At 60.9% G+C, this 19,576-nt stretch carries 20 protein-coding genes; 6 read left to right on the top strand and 14 right to left on the bottom strand.

What is annotated here, in order from left to right:
- Positions 1-111: 111 nt before the first annotated feature.
- Positions 112-1,125, bottom strand: a complete 1,014-nt coding sequence (locus FHT93_RS31620) for a zinc-binding alcohol dehydrogenase family protein (protein WP_183851107.1) — start codon at positions 1,123-1,125, stop codon at positions 112-114.
- A gap of 105 nt (positions 1,126-1,230) precedes the next feature.
- Between FHT93_RS31620 and FHT93_RS31615 the strand changes: the two genes are divergently transcribed.
- On the top strand, positions 1,231-1,632 hold the full coding sequence (locus FHT93_RS31615; RefSeq protein ID WP_112544784.1) for a helix-turn-helix domain-containing protein: 402 nt from the start codon (positions 1,231-1,233) through the stop codon (positions 1,630-1,632).
- Here the strand turns inward: FHT93_RS31615 and FHT93_RS31610 are convergent.
- Positions 1,600-2,847 carry an MFS transporter gene (locus tag FHT93_RS31610; protein WP_113146122.1) on the bottom strand — a complete coding sequence of 416 codons (1,248 nt, stop codon included), beginning with the start codon at positions 2,845-2,847 and terminating at the stop codon, positions 1,600-1,602. The two genes, FHT93_RS31615 and FHT93_RS31610, sit on opposite strands and share 33 nt — an antisense overlap.
- Before the next feature lie 295 nt (positions 2,848-3,142).
- Here FHT93_RS31610 and FHT93_RS31605 point away from each other — a divergent pair, with 295 nt between their 5' ends.
- Positions 3,143-4,087, top strand: a complete 945-nt coding sequence (locus FHT93_RS31605) for a diacylglycerol kinase family protein (RefSeq protein WP_112967918.1) — start codon at positions 3,143-3,145, stop codon at positions 4,085-4,087.
- Between the two features lie 3 nt (positions 4,088-4,090).
- Here FHT93_RS31605 and FHT93_RS31600 read toward each other — a convergent pair whose 3' ends face one another.
- Complete coding sequence (locus FHT93_RS31600; RefSeq protein ID WP_183851106.1) at positions 4,091-5,869, bottom strand: diguanylate cyclase; 1,779 nt, start codon at positions 5,867-5,869, stop codon at positions 4,091-4,093.
- A gap of 163 nt (positions 5,870-6,032) precedes the next feature.
- Positions 6,033-7,379 carry a glutamine synthetase family protein gene (locus FHT93_RS31595; RefSeq protein ID WP_183851105.1) on the bottom strand — a complete coding sequence of 449 codons (1,347 nt, stop codon included), beginning with the start codon at positions 7,377-7,379 and terminating at the stop codon, positions 6,033-6,035.
- 75 nt (positions 7,380-7,454) lie between these two features.
- Here FHT93_RS31595 and FHT93_RS31590 point away from each other — a divergent pair, with 75 nt between their 5' ends.
- Positions 7,455-8,822, top strand: a complete 1,368-nt coding sequence (locus FHT93_RS31590) for an aspartate aminotransferase family protein (RefSeq protein ID WP_183851103.1) — start codon at positions 7,455-7,457, stop codon at positions 8,820-8,822.
- A gap of 97 nt (positions 8,823-8,919) precedes the next feature.
- Here FHT93_RS31590 and FHT93_RS31585 read toward each other — a convergent pair whose 3' ends face one another.
- A complete protein-coding gene (locus FHT93_RS31585; RefSeq protein WP_183851101.1) occupies positions 8,920-10,410 on the bottom strand; it encodes a glycosyltransferase family 39 protein in 1,491 nt (496 codons plus the stop codon).
- 1 nt (position 10,411) lies between these two features.
- Positions 10,412-11,422 carry a glycosyltransferase family 2 protein gene (locus FHT93_RS31580; protein WP_112544778.1) on the bottom strand — a complete coding sequence of 337 codons (1,011 nt, stop codon included), beginning with the start codon at positions 11,420-11,422 and terminating at the stop codon, positions 10,412-10,414.
- Positions 11,423-11,503: 81 nt separating this feature from the next.
- Between FHT93_RS31580 and FHT93_RS31575 the strand changes: the two genes are divergently transcribed.
- The gene (locus tag FHT93_RS31575) at positions 11,504-12,469 is read left to right on the top strand and encodes a lysylphosphatidylglycerol synthase domain-containing protein (protein WP_113013883.1); all 966 of its coding nucleotides are present in this window, start codon (positions 11,504-11,506) and stop codon (positions 12,467-12,469) included.
- On the opposite strand, the gene FHT93_RS31570 is transcribed toward FHT93_RS31575, so the two are convergent.
- The 4 genes from FHT93_RS31570 to FHT93_RS31555 are packed head-to-tail and all read right to left on the bottom strand — an operon-like array spanning position 12,459 to position 14,798.
- Positions 12,459-13,694, bottom strand: coding sequence for an RNA polymerase sigma factor (locus tag FHT93_RS31570; protein WP_113014094.1), 1,236 nt, complete (start codon positions 13,692-13,694; stop codon positions 12,459-12,461). The two genes, FHT93_RS31575 and FHT93_RS31570, sit on opposite strands and share 11 nt — an antisense overlap.
- Positions 13,695-13,713: 19 nt before the next feature.
- On the bottom strand, positions 13,714-14,073 hold the full coding sequence (locus FHT93_RS31565) for a YciI family protein (protein ID WP_112967923.1): 360 nt from the start codon (positions 14,071-14,073) through the stop codon (positions 13,714-13,716).
- Positions 14,074-14,075: 2 nt separating this feature from the next.
- Complete coding sequence (locus FHT93_RS31560) at positions 14,076-14,435, bottom strand: YciI family protein (RefSeq protein WP_112967924.1); 360 nt, start codon at positions 14,433-14,435, stop codon at positions 14,076-14,078.
- A gap of 12 nt (positions 14,436-14,447) precedes the next feature.
- Positions 14,448-14,798 carry a YciI family protein gene (locus FHT93_RS31555; RefSeq protein ID WP_112967925.1) on the bottom strand — a complete coding sequence of 117 codons (351 nt, stop codon included), beginning with the start codon at positions 14,796-14,798 and terminating at the stop codon, positions 14,448-14,450.
- Positions 14,799-15,057: 259 nt separating this feature from the next.
- Between FHT93_RS31555 and FHT93_RS31550 the strand changes: the two genes are divergently transcribed.
- Complete coding sequence (locus FHT93_RS31550; protein ID WP_183851099.1) at positions 15,058-15,225, top strand: hypothetical protein; 168 nt, start codon at positions 15,058-15,060, stop codon at positions 15,223-15,225.
- Positions 15,226-15,270: 45 nt separating this feature from the next.
- Here the strand turns inward: FHT93_RS31550 and amn are convergent, their stop codons facing one another.
- From amn to FHT93_RS31535, 3 genes are all read right to left on the bottom strand, one after another.
- Positions 15,271-16,773: an AMP nucleosidase gene (amn, locus tag FHT93_RS31545; RefSeq protein WP_112544773.1), complete on the bottom strand. Its 1,503-nt coding sequence runs from the start codon at positions 16,771-16,773 to the stop codon at positions 15,271-15,273.
- Positions 16,774-16,845: 72 nt separating this feature from the next.
- The gene (locus FHT93_RS31540) at positions 16,846-17,028 is read right to left on the bottom strand and encodes a hypothetical protein (RefSeq protein WP_183851097.1); all 183 of its coding nucleotides are present in this window, start codon (positions 17,026-17,028) and stop codon (positions 16,846-16,848) included.
- 127 nt (positions 17,029-17,155) lie between these two features.
- Complete coding sequence (locus tag FHT93_RS31535) at positions 17,156-17,494, bottom strand: DUF2147 domain-containing protein (RefSeq protein ID WP_112544771.1); 339 nt, start codon at positions 17,492-17,494, stop codon at positions 17,156-17,158.
- Between the two features lie 431 nt (positions 17,495-17,925).
- Between FHT93_RS31535 and FHT93_RS31530 the strand changes: the two genes are divergently transcribed.
- Positions 17,926-18,195 carry a sel1 repeat family protein gene (locus tag FHT93_RS31530; RefSeq protein WP_112544770.1) on the top strand — a complete coding sequence of 90 codons (270 nt, stop codon included), beginning with the start codon at positions 17,926-17,928 and terminating at the stop codon, positions 18,193-18,195.
- Positions 18,196-18,375: 180 nt separating this feature from the next.
- On the opposite strand, the gene FHT93_RS31525 is transcribed toward FHT93_RS31530, so the two are convergent.
- Positions 18,376-19,488 carry a pyridoxal phosphate-dependent aminotransferase gene (locus FHT93_RS31525; protein WP_183851095.1) on the bottom strand — a complete coding sequence of 371 codons (1,113 nt, stop codon included), beginning with the start codon at positions 19,486-19,488 and terminating at the stop codon, positions 18,376-18,378.
- Positions 19,489-19,576: the final 88 nt, after the last annotated feature.

Here is a 19,576-nt window from a genome sequence, read left to right as displayed (position 1 = left end):
GCCTAGATGCTTAACGCCAGAATGCCGCACCCTCGGCGCGGCATTATAGGTCAGCATCCTTTACGCAATATTTCGGGCGTCGAAAAAGGCGGATTTTCGGTCCTGAAAACCTCAGAATCCGGCGAGAACGACCTTGCCCTTCATCTTGCCGCTCTCGACCATGGCATGCGCCTTTTTCAGGTTCGCGGCATTGATCGCACCCACGGTTTCCGACAGCGTCGTGCGGATTTTGCCGGCATCGACGAGCTCGGAAACCTTGTTGAGGATCTTGTGCTGCTCGATCATGTCAGGCGTGCCGAAGAGCGGACGGGTGAACATCAGTTCCCAGTGAACCGACGCGGCCTTGCGCTTGAAGGGAACGATATCGAAGGTCTTGGGATCGTCGATCAACGCGAAGCGGCCCTGCGGTGCGAGCGCCTCGACAATATCGGCAACATGCTTGTCGGTATTCGTCGTCGAGAAGATGAAGCCCGGCGCGCCGATACCGAGTGCTGCGACTTGCAGTGCGATCGGCTTGGAATGGTCGATCACATGATGTGCCCCATGTGCCTTGACCCATTCCTGGGTTTCCGGTCGGGAGGCGGTGGCGATCACTGTGAGGCCGGTCAACATGCGGGCGATCTGCACGGCAATCGAGCCGACGCCGCCGGCGCCACCGATAATGAGCACGGCAGGAGCGGCGCCCGGCACCGGATCGGTGACACGCAGACGGTCGAACAGTGCTTCATAGGCGGTGATCGAGGTGAGCGGCAGGGCGGCCGCAGCGGCAAAATCGAGGCTCTTGGGTTTGCGCCCGACAATGCGCTCGTCAACGAGCTGGAATTCGGCATTGGAACCGGGGCGATTGATGACGCCCGAATAGAAGACCTCGTCGCCCGGCTTGAATAGCGTGACATCCGAACCGACAGCCTTGACGATGCCGGCCGCATCATAGCCGAGCACCTTCAGTTCATCGGCAGGCGGCGCCATGCTGGCACGGACTTTCACATCGACAGGGTTGACGGAAACGGCCCTGATCTCGACGAGCAGGTCGTGGCCCCTGGCTTCCGGGGTCGGCAGCTCGACGTCGATCAGCGAGGTTTCGGCGGCGATTGGTTGTGGGGTCTTGTAGGCGACGGCGCGCATCTTGGGAAACTCCTGTGTTCATTGCACGAGAGCTAGATGCGACCTATGTTCCGACAACGCAAGAATGCACAAATTCTGTACGTAGTACCAAAAAGGATACTGTAAATGTCGCTGCCGCGCGCCAAATTGGTCACGAATTTCCCCGGTTGCCCGGTCGAGGCGACGCTGAGTTATCTCGACGGAAAGTGGAAGGGAGTGATCCTTTTCCACCTGATGGACAGGACTTTGCGCTTCAACGAGCTGAGACGCCATCTGCCTGCCATCACCCAGCGCATGCTGACGAAGCAGCTGCGCGAGCTGGAGGAATCCGGCGTGATCTCACGAACTGTTTACCCGGTCGTGCCGCCGCGTGTCGAATATGCGCTGACACCGCTCGGCTCCACGCTGAAGCCGGTTATCCGGGCGCTTGCCGCCTGGGGCGATGAATTCGTCTTCTGCAGCCCCGAGGGACGAGAGCTGCGTATCGCAAAGGCCTTAGGCAGTTCGGCTGCGGAGCTCCAGGCGTAGCGACGCGGCAAAGACGAAGAGGCCGAGGAAGGACAGGACGGCGCCGACATAGCCGGTCGCCTCAAAACCGTAGCCCCAGGCAATGACGAGGCCGCCGAGCCATGCGCCGAGCGCGTTGGCGATGTTGAAGGCCGAGTGATTGGAGGCGGCGGCCAGCGTCTGCGCATCGGCTGCGACATCCATCAGGCGCGTCTGCAGCGCCGGGCCTGCTGCAAAGCCGCAGCCGACGAGGAAGACGCAGAGCCCGAGCATGTAGGGGTTGGAGGCGGTCAGCGAGAACATCGTCAGGACGACGATATTGTAGACCAGCGAGCCGCCGATCGTGCCGAGCAGCGATTTGTCTGCAAGCCATGAACCGATGACATTGCCGGCATTCATGCCGACGCCGAAGAGCACGAGCATCAGCGCAACGGCCGTTTCCGGCAGCATTGCCACCTGCGTCGTCGTCGAGGCGATGTAGCTGAACATCGCGAACATGCCACCGTAGCCGACTGCGGCAATGCCGAGCGTCAGCAGGATCTGCGGACGGCGGAAGGCGCCGAGTTCACGCAATGCGCTTGCCCCTTCAGCAACCTTGTCATGCGGCACGTAGAACCAGATGAGCGCAACAGTCACGAGACCGATGATGCCGACGGTGAGGAAGGCCACCTGCCAGTCGAGCGCCTGGCCGAAAAAAGTCGTGAGCGGCGTGCCGAGCAGGGTCGCGACCGTGAGGCCGAGCATGACGCGGCCGACGGCTCGCGCGCGGCGATGCGCCGGCACCATGGAGGCGGCAACGAGGGCTGCCACGCCGAAATAGGCGCCATGCGGCAGGCCGGTAATGAAGCGCAGCACCGCAAAGCTTTCGAAGGTTGGCGCGATGGCGCTCAGGATATTGCCGACGGCAAAGAGCAGCATCAGGCAGAGCAGCAGCGTGCGCCGCGCCATCTTGGCGGCAAGCACGGCGATGACGGGTGCGCCGATGACGACGCCGAGCGCATAGGCGCTGATGACATAACCAGCCTGTGGGGTCGTGACCGAAAACGTGTCCGCCACATTGGGCAGCAGACCCATGATGGCGAACTCACCCGTACCGATGCCGAAGCCGCCGGCGGCGAGCGCCAGTTGCACGAGCGCGACGGTCATGGCCGAGGGAAGAGCTGCCTCTGGCCCGGAATCGGTAGAATCGTCATCGATGGAATCATTGATGGAATCGTTGACGGCAACCTGGCTCACGGGCGGTCCTCGGAGGATCTGTGCTTGGATAACGGCCGCTGGCGGGACACGCAGGGCCGGTCATTCAGAAATGGCGGGAGGCGGAGATGGGATCTCCAGCCTTCTATCTATCAAATGGCAAGCCGAAGGCGTCGAGTGCTTTTTTTGCAGTGCAGCGTCCTGCTATCTGCATACGTCCATTGCAATATTTGCGCTTCAGCAAAGTGTCCGGAAAAATCGTCCGGCTTGAAATCACAGGTGTATCGACCATTTCTTGAGGGCAGGCATCACAGCGAGGACAGGGAATAGGCACCTCATGAAGCTCGTCGGTTTTTTCAATCGCGACGGCGGTACCTTCAGAACGACAGACATGCAGGCTTATGAGAAGCGCGCGGAGGAGGTCTTCCGCGATGCCGGGCATGATTTCGAAGCGATCGTCTTTTCCGGCGGCGAGATCGTTCCCGCCATGGAGCGCGCCGCACGGCGCGACGATATAGACGGCATCGTCGCCGGTGGTGGCGACGGCACGATCTCGGCAGCCGCTTCCATCGCCTGGAAGAACGGGGTGGCGCTTGGCGTCGTGCCGGCCGGTACCATGAATCTCTTTGCCCGCTCGCTGAAAGTGCCGCTCGATATCTGGCAGGCGCTCGATGTGCTGGCTTTCGGCGAGCTCGACAATGTCGATATCGCCAGCGCCAACGGCAGACCCTTCATTCACCAGTTCTCCGCCGGACTGCACGCACGCATGGTGCGATACCGCAATTCCTACAGCTACCGCTCCCGCCTCGGAAAGATGCGCGCCAGCACCCGTGCTGCCTTCGGCGTCGTCTTCAACCCGCCGGAATTCGAGGTCGCGTTCGAGGCGGCGGGCATGAAGGAGACCCGGCGCGTCTCGGCGATATCGGTCTCCAACAATCCCTTCGGTGAAAACGCGCTGCTCTATGCAGACAATCTGCGCAGCGGCGAACTCGGCTTCTATACGGCAAAGCCGCTGAGACCGCTCGGCGTCGCACGATTGGCGATCGACATGCTGCGGGGCAAGTTCCGCGAAAACGACGCTGTCATGGTCATGCATCCGGCCGAGGTGTATCTGCATTTCCCGAAGCTGCGCGCCAAGGCGAATTGCGTCATGGACGGCGAACTTCTGCCGCTGGCGCGCGATATCACGGTGAAGCTTCATCCGGGCGAACTGAAGGTACTGGTCAGGCAGGGATTGGCTGCCCAGGAAGGAGAGGGTGACCGGCGCGAGCCGGCGGCCTGATGCTCAGAAAGAAGCGGCGCGCCTGGCCCTGAAAGGAATGAGGGCGCTTTCGACGATATCCCGGTTCGCCTCGTCGCCGAACACACAGGTGCGATTGCGTCCCTTCCTCTTGGCGCAGTAAAGCGCCTCGTCGGCCGATGCGATGAGCTGGCGCCAGCCGCTTGCACCGCATAGACCGGAGGCGACGCCGATGCTGACGGTAATGGAAAGATCGATGCCCGTTTCCCCGTCACGGATCACATGTGCCTGAATGCGGCTGCGAAGTTCCTCTGCAAAATCGATGGTATTCGCAAGATCCGGTGTCGAAACGAGAACGGCGAATTCCTCGCCGCCATAACGTGCGACGACGTCAGTCGGACGCATGGCACCCTGCAATAGGGTGGCCATTTCGATCAGCACGGCATCGCCGGTGAGGTGGCCATAGGTGTCGTTGACCGTCTTGAAGTGATCGATATCGATCAGCATCAGGCAGACATCTTCCTCGCGCTCCGAAGGCGCGTTGCCGAAGCCTTCCAGCGCCCGGCGGTTCCATACGCCGGTCAGCCCGTCCTTTTCGGCCTGCATCTTCAGCCGAGCCTCGTACTCGGCCCGCTCGTCGAGCTTGCCGCGCAGCAGTTCCAGCGCGTCGAACAGGCTGCGCATTTCCGGCGCCTTTGATCCCGTCCCAAGGTTCGTCATGGCGCCGCCCTCGGCAAGCGCGATGATCTGTCGGCGGGCCGTCAGTAACGGATCGAGCATGTGAAGGCGGATGGAGCGGAATAGCATGAACAGCACCGCGAGAGCGGAGGCGGTGATCACAGCGATGACCGCCAGGCGATAGGACGCGGCATAGTGTTGGGTTCGGTAGCGCTTCACCACGTCGTCGAGAAATACCGTGCGCAGCCTTTCGAGCGGCTGCAGCGTCGGAACGTAGTCGCGCGTCAGATCGACTGCGGAAACCGAATAATCGCCGGAGATCTTGCCCTGCTCGATCAATATCTTGACGAGCTCGACGCCGGATCCGAAAAAGATCGTATCGATATCCTTCATGAGCTGCTGGGACAGCGCATCGCGATCGCTGACGATTTTCTGGCCCTGCATCAGCTTGCGCAACTCCAGGAGCCGGCCAATGGTGCGGCTTGCGTCGGTGATATGGCTGTCGCGCAGCGGCTGGCGCGTGGCAATCGGACCCATGATCTGTGAGGCAGCCCGGCCGCCATACTCGCGCATGTCACTGATCATCCGCCCCGTCAGGAATGGTGCGGTCAGTTCCGACCGGCGGGCGGTGAAGGCGGCTATGTGCCAGTCGACAACATGCTGGAAGGTTTCGATCACCTCGATCATCTCGCCGATCGCGTTCTGCACATCGTCCGGCTGGCGGTCGGCAAGCGGTGTTGCGGCAACGCGGTCGACGGCTTCGCGAGCCCTGCTAAGCTGCGTTCGTGTCTCGGCAAGCGCGGCCCCGAGATCGGGAAGGGAGGAGGATACGTCGACTTCAGGCGGCTCATCGAGCGCCTCGAGCGAGATATCGCTGATGCGCCGGAAGACCTTCAAACGCTCTGTTGCAGGCGCGCTGCTGTTCGGCTCGATCGCCATGATGTCATTGGCTGGTCCGCGTTCCGCCGACATGCGGCTCGCCGCTTCCAGGACCTGGCGGAAACGCTCCACGGCCCGCAGATTGTCATTGGTCGAATGATAGCTTTCGTAGGTCGGAATGAGAGCACTGGCTGTCAGAACGAGGGTGAGAAATGCCACGATGACAGTTGCAAAGAGCAGCTTTCCCTCAAGAGTGATGCGGTTCATCAAACCGAACCCTTTCAACCTGTCATCCGATCCGGCTCCGTTGCCGGTTTGCTGAATATGCTGATATCAGGCATATATTACCGATTTCGAGTATAGATAATCGATAATGCCCAACAGGGTTAAGAAAAGCGTGCAGGTGAAAGTTATGTGACCGCTCTATTAACTAGAGGCGCGCAAGATATGTGCGATAATCGAAATCCGATACGGTGCGAAGGTAGGCTATTGCTTCCTTGTACTTTGTATCGCCATACAACTTTCGATACCTATCGCCGAAGATATTGGCGATAAAGGCTGACTGCCGGAAGGCTTTGACCGCCGTCAGAAAATCATGCGTGAGCCGTTTTGCGTCCGGTGGTGTGTAAGCGGGCGTCGTTTCCTCGCCCGGATCAAGATCTCCGTCGAGGCCGATCAACATGCCGCCGAGGATTGCCGCCAGCAGAAGATAGGGATTGGCATCCGCACCCGCCACCCGGTGCTCGATGCGCGCCGCCGGTCCATCGGTATCGGGAATCCGGATTGCCGTGCCGCGATGCCCGCTGCCCCAGGTCAGATCGGTCGGCGCGAAGGAACCCGGCTGGAAGCGGCGATAGGAATTGGCAAAGGGCGCGAAGACCAGCTGTGCCTCCTGCATGGTCTGCAGCAGGCCTGCCGTCACCGATTTCAAAAGCCTTGGTTCTCCGCCCTTGGCATCGAGGATATTGTTGCCATCCCTGTCGATGATGCTCGCATGCACATGCAGTCCCGAGCCTGCATGCTCGGAATAGGGCTTGGCCATGCAGGTGGATTTCAGCCCGTGCCTGCGTGCGGCCTGTTCGGCAACGCGCTTCAGATAGAGGCAGTCGTCGGCCGCAGCCAGCGCATCGGGCCGGTGCAGCAGGTTCACTTCGAACTGGCCAGGCCCGAACTCCGCCGTCGTCGCCTCCGCCGGCAGGTTCATCGCCTTGGCGTAGGCGCGCAGGGTCTGGAGATAGCCGTCGAGCGCATCGACCGCACTCATATCATAGAGCTGGAAGCCGTTCGGATCGCCGCGATAGGTAAGGCTTTCGGGCGGGGAGGGAATGCCCGTCTCGCGCCAGTTCTCCTCGACAACATAGAATTCCAGCTCGGTCGCCACCACAGGGGTCAGCCCGCGCTCGGCATAACGTTCAAGCACGGAGGCGAGAGTACCGCGCGGATCCATGAAGCTCCGGCTGCCGTCGAATTCGTGCATCGTGGCAAGCACCTGCATCGATCCCTCGGGCGCCCAAGGCATTGGCGTCAGGCTGCGCCTATCGGGAATGACATTGCCGTCGGGGTCGCCGATCGTCAGCGACAGGCCCGTAATATCGTCATTGTCGTCGCCCCAGATATCGAGCGATTGCGTGGAGGTCGGCAGGCGGATGTCGCCGGCCCAGACCTTCTTTTCGGCCGATAGCGGCAGCTGCTTGCCGCGCAGATCGCCATTCATGCCGACGATCAGGATCTCGAAACGCGGATCACCCGCTTCAGCCTCTTTGCCCTTGCTCGCCATGACCTTGAAAATCCTCTCGCAGAAGGCCAAGGTCGTAAACCATCACAGAAAGCCTTTCAATCCGAAGGTCTAATCATGTCCGACACTTACCCGCTGTCAAACCTCGCCGCGATCGACGCCGCACACCATCTGCATCCCTTCTCCGACATGAAGAAGCTGAACGCCGATGGGACGCGCATCATCCAGCGCGGCGAGGGTGTGCATATTTTCGACAGTCACGGCAAAAAGTACCTCGATGGTTTCGCCGGCCTCTGGTGCGTCAATATCGGCTACGGCCGCAAGGAAATCGCCGATGCCGTCGCGCGTCAGATGAACGAACTTCCCTATTACAACACCTTCTTCGGCACGACCTCGCCGCCGGCGACCCTGCTCGCGGAGAAGGTGACGTCCAAGGCCGGCCCGCGCTTCAACCGTATCTTCTTCACCGGTTCAGGCTCGGAGGCGAACGACACCTGGTTTCGCATGGCCCGTGTCTATTGGGCAGCCGTCGGCAAGCCCTCGAAGAAGACAGTCATTGCGCGCCGCAACGGCTATCACGGCTCGACGGTTGCGGGCGCCAGCCTCGGCGGCATGAAATACATGCACGAGCAGGGCGATCTGCCCATTCCGGGCATTGTCCATATTGGCCAGCCCTACTGGTACGGGGAGGGCGAAGATCTCTCGCCCGCCGAATTCGGGCTGAAGGTCGCCCGCGAGCTCGAAGCCAAGATCGATGAGCTCGGCGAGGAGAACGTCGCCGCCTTCGTCGCCGAGCCGATCCAGGGCGCGGCCGGCGTCATCGTCCCGCCGGAGACCTACTGGCCGGAGATCGACCGCATCTGCAAGGCACGCAATATCCTGCTTGTGAGCGACGAGGTCATCTGTGGTTTCGGGCGGCTGGGCGAATGGTTCGGCCATCAATATTTCGGCGTCGAGCCGGATTTCGCGCCGATTGCCAAGGGGCTTTCCTCGGGTTACCTGCCGATCGGCGGTGTGCTCGTCAGCGATCGCATCGCCGAAGTGCTGATCAACGACGTCGGCGATTTCAATCACGGCTTTACCTATTCCGGCCACCCGGTCTGCGCCGCCGCAGCGCTCGAAAACCTGCGCATCATCGAGGAGGAGAAGCTCGTCGAGCGCGTGCGCGACGACATCGGTCCCTATTTCGCAAAGAAGTGGGGCGCCCTTGCCGAGCATGATTTCGTTGGTGAGGCGCAAAGTGTCGGCCTGATGGGCGGCTTGCAGCTTGCCGCCGACAAGAAGACCCGCAGCCGTTTCGAAAAGCCCGATCCGATCGGCGCGCTGGTGCGCAATCACGCGCTGGCAAACGGCCTCGTACTGCGCGCCACCGGCGACCGCATGCTGGCCTCGCCACCGCTCGTCATCAGCCATGAGGAGGTCGACGAGATGGCGCGGATCGCCAAACTGGCGCTCGATGCGGCCTGGAAGGAACTGCGCGCTTAGAGCGATTCCGGCAAAAGTGCATAGCGGTTTTGCGTCTGGAATTGCGTGAAAACAAGGAGACAGAGTGTTTCCGCGATCGAAGAAAGACGGAAATACTCTAGGGATAGGCGACCGCGTAAGCGAATTGATAGGTATCGCCAGGCCGGCCGTAGATGTAGGGCAAGGTGACGACATGCGTCTCCGGTTGCTTCAAACCGTTCTGCGCCAGCACATCCCCGAAATAGTCGTTCGGCCAGGCGGGCGGCGGTCCGCCCTTGTCATCGCGCCAGACGAAAACGACGGGATGTTTTGCATCCAGTCGAAACCTCGGCTTGAAGTCGGGATAGAAATAGGTCTGCACCGGTGTGTCGGGCATCAGCAGCCGCATGTTGCCGTCGAGATGCGGATCGTAGCCGACGATCAGCCCCGGTTCGCCGCCGATATCCTTGCGGATAATCTCGGCAAAGCCGGAATAGGGAATGTTCAGCCGCTGATATTTGCCGAAAAGCGGACCCCAATAGGCTCGCATGGCAAGCACGGCCAGCACCGCAACCATGATGACACCGCCGACAGCAAGCGATGCCCGCAAGGGCACGCCTGCATCGACTTCGGCACTGTCGGCCTTCATGCAGATATAAAGCGGCAGGATAAGAAAGAGTGGCGTCAGCCACCGGTCGGCGACGTTGTCGACCCCGGCAAGCAGGATCATCAGTGCAATGGCGCTGATTTCGATCAGCAGGATGCGACCGGCAATTCTTGTCCAGCGGCTGGAGGCGCGCCACATGGCCGGCAACGATTTGGCAAAGAGCGCCAGGAATATGGCGACCGACACGCCGGCTATGCCGACCATCGCGGAGATGAAGCGGAAAACGCCGGTCGATACCTGCGCCAGAAAGCTTTCCCCGTCACCGGTCATCTTGTGCAGCGTGCGGTCGACGGCAACGTCGAAGTGCTGCAGGAACCAGAGTGCGTGTGGCAAAACGATAGCGATCGACACGACGATCGTCAGCGCCAGCCTCCAGTCTAAAATCCGCTTGCGAAAATCGGTGTCGATGAGGGCCGCGATCAGAGCGGCGGCCGGGAGGAGCGCGAAATTATACTTCGATATCATGCCGATGCCGGTCGCAATGCCGACAATGGTGTAGGAGATCGCCGAAGGCGCCTTCAGCGTGCGGAAAAAACCGTAGAGGAACAGCGATCCGGCAAAGATCGTTGCGACCGAATGCGTCAGGTCCCGCTGTGCCTCGAAGACGATCTGCGGCACGGTGAGCAAGCCGAGCGTTGCCATCACCACCAGGCTGCTGTTCCTCAACGTCAGACGCGCCGCCAGCCAATAGAAGACGTAGGACAGGAACAGCATGGTGCATTTGAGGAGTGACAGCGAAAACAGCGACACGCCGATGAGCGATGTCACGCCATACTGCACCCAGTTGTAGAAGGGCGGCTGCGAATTATAGCCGAAGGCGAACCACTGCGAGAGCAGCATCTGCTCCGCCTCGTCCAGCTCCAGCGCATTGGGGATGCTGAGCCGCACGATCAGGTGGAGCAGAAAATAGGTTCCGAGCACCGCCAGGATCAGATGTGGCCGGCGGCTGAACAGGCTCTGCACGTCAGCTTTCTCGAGAGAAGATCTGGCGCACGATATAATTCGGCGAGGCGTCGTCGCGGTAATAGGTTCGGGCGATCATCTCCGCCAGGATGCCGGTGGTGATCATCTGCACCGACGACAGCAGCAGCACGACGCCGACCATCAGCATCGGTCTTGTGCCGATATCATTGCCCATGATGAACTTGTCGACGCCGAGATAGAGGAGGATCAGCGCGGCAAGGCCGCCGAGGCCGAGGCCGAGCGAGCCGAAGAAATGTCCCGGGCGCGCCTTGTAGCGCATGAAGAACATGACGGACAGCAGGTCGAGAATCACGCGGAAGGTGCGCGAGATGCCGTATTTCGAGGTGCCGTGCTGGCGTGCATGATGGGTGACAGCCATTTCGCCGATGCGCGAGCTTGGCACGACGCCGGCAACCCAGGCTGGGATGAAGCGGTGCATCTCGCCCATCAGCTTCACCTGCTTGATGATCGAGGCGCGGTAGATCTTCAGGCTGCAGCCATAGTCATGCAGCTTCACGCCGGTGATGCGGCCGATCAGGTAATTCGCGCACCAGGAGGGGATCTTCCGCAGCAGCAGTCCGTCCTGGCGGTTCTTGCGCCAGCCGACGAGCAGGTCTAGTTCGCGCCGTTCCAGCTCCGAGACCATCGAAGGGATATCCTTCGGGTCGTTTTGCAGGTCGCCGTCCATGGTGGCGATCAGCCGGCCCTGGGCCGTGTCGATACCAGCCTGCATGGCGGCGGTCTGGCCGAAATTGCGCTGCAGTTCGACGATGCGCAGCGTCAGCCCGTCGCGGTTGACGAATTTACGGGCGTTGACGAGTGTTGCGTCCGTGCTGCCGTCGTCGACGAGGATCAGTTCCCAGCGATGCGGATAGTCGGCCATGGCCGCGACGATGCGCTCGATGAGCGGGCCGATGCTTTCTTCCTCGTTGAAAACAGGGACGACCAGCGACAATTCGAGCGGTTGCATCTGATCATTCGCACCGCGAATGGACTCTACCGTTGTCTGCAAGTTTCATTTCTCCTAAAAGGCGCGGCAATGAAGGACCAATGGAATACCAGCCGCCGCAGCCAAACTTAGGAAGCCTGATACATGAAGACCCCGAGTGTTGAAAGCGGGCAATCCTGGTTTCTGCGCAATCGCATGAGCCTGCTGACGGTTGCAATCGTCGCAGCCTATGCACTTTTCATCGAATGGTTCTGGGGCTGGTCGGTCATATTGGAACAATGGGCCGCCGTCGGAGCACGTCCGGTTATCGGCGCACTGATACTCCTGACCAGCACCTATTTCCTGCGTACATGGCGCATCTACGATTATTTTCCACGGGAGACGGCAGGCCGTTTCGTGGCACTCTTCCGCGTCACGCAGATCCACAACCTCCTGAACATCATGCTGCCCTTCCGCGCCGGCGAGACGAGTTTTCCGGTGCTGATGCGCACGGAATTCGGTATTCCGCTGACCCGCGGCACCTCCGCCTTGCTGGTCATGCGGCTTCTGGACCTGCATGCGCTGCTCGCCGCCGCCGGCCTCGGTTTTGCTGTGGCCGCCTCCAATGCCGCGCTTGCCTGGCTCATCTGGGTCATATTTCTGTTCCTGCCGGTCTTTGCCTTTGCTGCCCGCAGGCCGCTGCTGCGTCTCGGTGCAAAGCTCCTGCCGCGCAAGGCGCAGGCACTGCTCCATGAAATAGAGAATGGACTGCCTTTCGATGCCGTGGCCTTCGGCCGCGCCTGGGCGATGACCATCGTCAACTGGCTGGTGAAGGTGCTGGTGCTCGCCTGGGCGCTCGGCCTGATGGGTGTGCTGCCGATGGCCGCAAGCTTCGGCGGCGCGCTGGGTGGCGAGCTTTCCTCGGTATTGCCGGTACATGCCCCGGGCGGTGTCGGCACTTATCCGGCCGGCATCACTGCCGGTGCGGTCGCCTTCGGTGCATCGAGCGAACGCTCAGCACTGGATGCCCTGGCGCAGGCGAGCGTCAGCGCGCATCTGCTCATCATCGTTTCGGCCCTGACCGGCACCGCCATCTCGCTCCCGCTCGGCCGCCGCAAGGCTAGATCCTAAGCTCCGCAATGCGCTTGCGCAGAAAGACCTGTTCCGGTTCCTGCCGGCAGAATGTCAGCGCCGTCTCGTAAGCTTCGATCGCCTCGGCCCGGCGTCCAAGCCGGCGCAGGAAATCCGCGCGCGCCGAGTGAGCGAGGTGATAGGTCGAAAGCTCCCCCTTGCCGAGAATGACATCGACAAGTGCGAGGCCTGTCTCGGGTCCGTCAGCCATGGCGATCGCCACCGCGCGGTTGAGTTCGGCAACAGCCGACGGATGGGCGGCAAGCAGCAGGTCGTAGTAGGAGGCGATGCGCCGCCAGTCCGTCTGTTCGATGTTGCCGGTCTTGGCATGTTCCGCCGCGATCGCCGCCTGAACCGTGTAGATCCCAACTTCGGGCGTGCGCATGGCGGTCGAAAGCAACGAAAGCCCCTCGGCAATCTTTGTCCGGTCCCATCGTGACCGATCCTGATCGGCAAGCAGCACCAGCGCGCCGTCGCCATCCTGCCGGGCAGCACGGCGCGATTCTTGCAGGAGCAGCAGCGACAGCAGGCCGGAGACATCCGGATGCGGCAGCAGTGTCGCCAGCAACCGTGCCAGCCGGATCGCCTCGGCCGTCAGATCCGCGCGGACGATCGTGTTGCCCGAGGATGCCGAATAGCCCTCGTTGAAAACGAGGTAGATGACGTGCAGCACCCGGTCGAGCCTTTCCGGCAGCTCGGCCCCCACGGGCACTTCATAGGGAATTTTTTCCGTCCTGATCCGGTTCTTGGCGCGCACGATCCGCTGCGCGACGGTCGGCGCCGGCACGAGGAAGGCGTGTGCAATTTCTTCCGTCGTCAATCCGCAGACCTCGCGCAGCGCCATCGCGGTCTGTGCATCTGCGGCAAGCGCCGGATGGCAGCAGATGAAGATCAGCCGCAGCATGTCGTCCTCGATTGGTTCCATGTCGCCAATCTCCGTTTCTGTGCCATCAGGATAGAGGCCATCCTCGATGTGCTGCAGCGAGGCGTTGAAGCGGGCCCGCCGCCGGAGGTGATCGATCGCCTTGAAGCGACCGGTCGAGACCAGCCAGGCGACCGGATTATTGGGCATGCCGTCGATCGGCCACGTCCGCGCGGCTGCTGCAAAGGCGTCGTGCAGCGCCTCTTCCGCCCGGTCGAAATCACCGAGCAGGCGGATCAGCGTCGCCAGAACCCGGCGCGAATGCTGCCGGTAGATATCTTCGATCACCTGTTCCCCAATCACCTGTTTCAAGGGCCGGCCCTCACTGCGGCAGGGTGAGAAGCCTCACCGGACGTAATTCGATCGACCCGACCCGGGCGCTAGGAATGCCCGCAACGACCTTGCGCGCCTCTTCGAGATCGCCCGCCTCGATGATGTAGATGCCGGCCAGATGTTCCTTGGTCTCGACATAAGGACCGTCGGTCGAAGACAGAACGCCGTGGCGCACTCTCAGGACCGAGGCGCTCTCGGGACCTTCCAATGCATCGGAATGGATCATGATGCCCTTGCGCTCAAGCTCCTCGTCATACCGGAAATGCGCCCTCACGAGCTCGTCGCCCTCGGCCTTGCTGAGCGTGCCATCCATATCGGCAGGATTGTAGATGAGGCAGACGAAGCGCATCGCTATCTCCCATCCTTGATCGAATAGGCGGGCCTGATCTCGATCGACGCATATTTGAGGATCGGGAAGGTGGCAATGATCGCCTTCGCTTCCTCCATATCCCCAGCCTCGATCACTACGAAGCCGCCGAGATGTTCCTTGATTTCGGCGAATGGACCATCCGTTGCGGCGACGGTGCCGTTGCGAACCCTGAGCGTTACGGCCTGCTCGGGCTCATAGAGCGCCAGCGCGCTCAGCATATGGCCGCTCTCGCGCCAGTGATCATCGCTGATGATGCATTCCTGCGTGACTGCTGCCCATTCCTCCTGACTGACCTGGCTGCTCTTTTCAGTATCGAACCAGACTTGACCCAGATATTTCATGGCATGACCTCCTCAGCCGAATTCGTGGATGGGGCGAACCTCGATCGCGCCGAGTTTTGCCAGCGGAATGCCGGCTGCAACACGGATCGCGTCGTTGAGGTCCTTGGCTTCGATCAGGATGAAGCCCCCGAGTGCTTCCTTCGTCTCGATGAAGGGGCCGTCGGTGACCGACATCTCACCGCCGCGCACCCTGACGGTGACGGCCGACTGCGGCGACTGCAGCGCCTGCGCGACGATCATGTGGCCGCTGTCGGCTAGGTCGCGGTCATAGGCGAGCGAATCCCGGCCGAGCTTGTTCTTCTCTTCCGGCGACATGGCCGACAGCACCGTGCCGTCGAACCAGACCTGGCAAAGATATTTCATTGCTTATCCTCCACGCTGTACTTTCACCGGCCTTGGAGCGCCGTGCGTCCATTCGGACGCACAAAGGACGCTCTAAATCTTTGAATCTATGCATCGGGCTTTCCGAAAATCTATCTCGATTTTTGGGCCGATGCTTAGAGACGAACAGCCTAGGTACTTTTCGACAGGGAAGAAAAATATCTTTTAAGCGGGCTGAATGTCGAAAGGCCAAGGCAGCGCTCGACAAAGCTTCATCTGACAACATCGAGGAGATGGAGCAATGAGCATGCTTGAATTCGGAATAGCACATCTGATCGTCACACGCGGCGTGCGCAAGATGCCGCCGCTTGAGAATGCCGAGGTGATGAAGATGCTGGTCAGGACCGGGATTGCGCTGGCGGCATTTGCCGGCCTGATCGAAGCGCTGCAGCTTGCCGCAAGCGCCTGAGAACAGTGCGCGGCCCGACCGACAAGGCCGGGCTGCAGCTGATACTTACTGAAACGCCGTTTCGAAGAAGCTGCGCAGCTTGCGCGAATGCAGGGCTTCCGGCGGCATGGCGGCAAGCTTCTGGATTGCTCGTATGCCGATCTGCAGATGCTGGTTCACCTGCGTACGGTAGAAAGCGGTCGCCATGCCCGGCAGCTTGAGCTCGCCATGCAGCGGCTTGTCGGAAACGCAGAGCAGCGTCCCATAGGGAACGCGGAATCGGAAGCCATTGGCGGCAATCGTAGCCGATTCCATGTCGAGCGCGATCGCACGAGCCTGGGACAGTCGTTTCACAGGGCCTGCCTGGTCGCGCAGTTCCCAGTTTCTGTTATCGATCGTGCCGACTGTGCCGGTGCGCATGATGCGTTTCAGCTCGAAGCCCTCGTAACCGGTGATCTCGGCAACGGCAGCCTCGAGCGCCACCTGCACTTCGGCAAGTGCCGGGATCGGCACCCAGACCGGCAGGTCGTCGTCGAGCACATGATCTTCGCGCATATAGGCATGCGCCAGAACGTAGTCGCCGAGGCGCTGGCTGTTGCGCAGGCCGGCGCAGTGGCCGAGCATCAGCCAGGCGTGCGGGCGCAGCACGGCCACGTGGTCGGTGATCGTCTTGGCGTTGGACGGACCGACGCCGATATTGATCATGGTGATCCCGGCATGGCCCTTCTTCTTGAGGTGATAGGCCGGCATCTGCGGCAGGCGGGTAAGCACGGCATCCGTTTCCGGAACGCTCGATCCTGCCAGCGTGACGATATTGCCGGGCTCCACGAAGGCCGTATAGCCATCGCCGCCTTCTGCCATCAGCTTGCGTGCCCACGAGCAGAATTCGTCGATATAGAACTGGTAGTTCGTAAACAGCACGAAGTTCTGGAAGTGCTCGGCACCCGTTGCCGTATAGTGCGACAGGCGGGCCAGCGAATAGTCGATGCGCTGTGCGGTAAAGGGGGCCAGCGGCGAGGGCTCGCCCGGAGGCGGCAGATACTCGCCGTTGGCAATTTCGTCGTCCGTCGTGTTGAGGTCGGGCGTATCGAAGAGATCGCGCAGCGGAATATCGACAAAAGCCGCTGCCGACGCTTCCACATGCGCGCCTTCGCCGAAAGCGAAGTGCAGCGGGATCGGCGTCGAGGATTCGGAAACGACGACAGGCACGTTATGGCTCTTCACCAGCAGCGAAAGCTGCTCCTTCAGATAGTGCTTGAAGAGCTTTGGCCGGGTGACCGTCGTCGTATAGACGCCGGGTGCCGTGACGTGGCCGTAGGAGAGACGGGAGTCGACATGGCCGAAGCTCGTCGTCTCGATGCTGACCTGCGGGTAGAAGGCACGGTAGCGGGAGGTGACCGGTGCACCCTGCGCAAGCCTCGTGAAGCTGTCGATCAGGAAGGAAGTGTTGCGCTCGTAAAGTGCCGTCAGCGCCTCGACGGCTTTTGCCGGATCATCGAAGGTTTGCGGCTCGAAAGGGGGAGGCGACGAAATGTCGAACGCGGACAGGGGATAGATTCGTTTGCTCATGAGGCATTATAGAGAGTCGTTTTTAACAAGCAAACGACGCTCAAAGGCTGAGACCCAGATTTTTCCCGGGTCTCAACGGATGACGGTGCAGTAACCGCCGCTGCTTGCCAGGCACGTATAGTTCGCGCCGAAATGCGATTGCTGTGCGCCTCCGCCACCGCCGTTGCGCACGACGACTGCCGAAAACGAGATCGCGAAGATCGCCGCAAACAGCGTTATGATTGTAAAGCGTCTCGCTAGAATGAACACGTCCACGTCCTTACCCCGATATGCGCCCTTCATGGTGCTGTTTTGCCATGATGTGGCTGAACGGGTGCTGAGACGGTGGTTCATTTTGCGTTCAGTTTCTGAGGCCGGCTAAGGTTCTCAGAGGCCGAGAGTTTCAGAGACGGGTCCAGGTCTGCGTTTTGCAGAAGACCTGCATCATGCAGCCCTGCATCTTGAGCGAGCCGCCGGAGATCGTGCCCGAGCCGCTATAGGTCTTGTCGTCGGCAGGATCGGTGATCTCACCACTATAGCTGCCGCCGGCACCGGACAGTCTGCCGATCTTCTTGCCGGCATATTTGCCCGTCTTCAGCGTGATGCAGTATGCCCCGCCGCAGCGCGCAATCACTGCCGTATCGCCGGCGCGGGTCTTCCAGTTGCCGACGATCGGTTCATCTGCCTGGGCAAGGCCTGCCGCGAGTGCCAGTGCGCCGGCAAGAACGAGGGTACGGATCATCTCTTCCTCCTTGAGATATGAAATGGCGCGAAAATAACTGACGCGAACGTAAAGGTAAATATGATGCGGGACGGGCCAAAAATCCGGCCTCCGCACCAGGTTTTTTCTGCTGATGGCCAGGTCGATGCTGATTTCATAGTGAACAAATCCTCAATTTCCAAATCTGAATTTTTCGTAAAAGGCGCTGGAAAATCCTTAATTCGCAGGGATTCCGATGTTTAACAAAAAACCAAGTTTACCAAGCATTTGCACTTTGTTTGCGTCAAATTAATCATGCATTTTAGGCGTTTTTTGAAAGCCGTTTGGCATAGTGAACCCATCAAACGAGCGGGGCAAACCCGCCGGACCGGAGAGGCCGGAAGCCGCAGAAGATGGCAAGGCCCAAAGGTAAAACAGGGTACGTCTTAACAGGCTAAACAGGGATAAAACCGATGGCACGCTTTGAAATGCACAATGCTGAAATGGCCACCATGGGTGGCGAAAGCAACAGCGCCGATGTCTTCTGCGAAATGGGTCTGATGTATGCGACCGGCCGTGGTTGCGAGATCGATCTCGTCTCCGCTCACAAGTGGCTGAACATCGCCGCAATCAAGGGCAACGACCGCGCCGCCGAGCTGCGTGCCGATGTGGCCGCTGCGATGAGCAAGATGCAGCTTGCCGAAGCGCTCCGCGCCGCACGCGAATGGATGACGATCCACTAAAGACTGTCGTCGCTTGGCGCGACGCGTTCCAAGGACCGTCTCCAACAAGACAATTCGAAATAACAACCTCAAAAGAGGGGAGCTGGCGGGGCGCTTTGGACGGGGCCGACGCCGGGAGAAGGAAACCGCGACCGGCGCCCTCCCGCCGGCCGCGGTTTACCCGTTTTTGGTTTCCCGTTCTCAGGCGAGTTTCTTCAGGACCTGCGGCAGAGCCTCTCCGAACCGCGCCATTTCGGCTTCCGGCCCGACACTCACACGGATGCAGCGGTTCAGCGGTGCCACACCCGGCATGCGGATGAAGACGCCATGTTCCATCAGCCCGTCGACGATCGCCCGAGCATGAGTGCCATCGCGGCCGGCATCGATTGCCACGAAATTCGTTGCCGACGCCAGCGGCTGCAGGCCGTTTGCCCTGGCAATACCGGCGATCCTGTCGCGCGCGGCATGGATCTTCCCGATCACCTCCGAAAGGTAGGCCTGATCCTTGAGGGCTGCGAGCGCAGCGACCGTCGCAAGCCGGTTCATGCCGAAATGATTGCGGATCTTGTCGAAGGCCAGCGCCGTGCCGGGCGTCGAGATCGCGTAGCCGACGCGGGCGCCGGCAAGACCGTAGGCCTTGGAGAAGGTGCGGGTGCGCACGATGTTCGGCAGATCGATGAGCGACCCGATCGACGGCAGGGCAGAAGCCGGGCCGGTCTCGCTATAGGCTTCGTCGAGGATCATCAGACAGGTTTCCGGCAGCGCGCGCGCGAAGGCGACGATCTCTTGGGCATCCCACCAGCTTCCCATCGGATTGTCAGGGTTGGCGAAATAGACAAGCGGTGCGTTCTCGCGCTTGACGGCATCGAGCAACGCGTCGAGATCTTCCCGGTCGCCGGCATAAGGAACGGTGACCAGCCGGCCGCCGAAGCCGTTCACATGGAAATTGAAGGTCGGATAGGCTCCGAAGGAGGTCACGACGGTGCCGCCGGGGTCGATCACCAGCCGCACGATCTGCCCGAGCAGTTCGTCGATGCCGCCGCCGATTGCGATATTGGAGGGTGTCACGCCGAGATGGGTGGCAAGCGCCTCGCGCAGCGCGTAATTTTCCGGATCGTTGTACTTCCAGATGTCGCCGGCCTGCTCGCGCATGGCGGCAATAACCGAGGGAGCCGGGCCGAAGCCGTTTTCATTGGCGCCGATGCGCGCTTCGACCTTCAGACCGCGCTGACGCTCGATGGCCTCTGGGCCGACGAAAGGGACGGTGGAGGGCAGGGCGCTGGCGAGCGGCGTGAAGCGCGAGAAGGCAGACATGCGAGGGCAATTTCCCGGGATTATTGAAAAAGCCGCGCAAGAATAGGCTCTCGCTTTGCCATGGCAAGCAAGATTATTTCACGCCCGC

The sequence above is a fragment of the Rhizobium sp. BK379 genome, assembly GCF_014193955.1.
In the GTDB taxonomy this organism is placed as follows: Bacteria; Pseudomonadota; Alphaproteobacteria; order Rhizobiales; family Rhizobiaceae; genus Rhizobium.
Note: the sequence above shows the minus strand (reverse complement) of the source record. Positions and strands in the feature narration are given on the sequence as shown.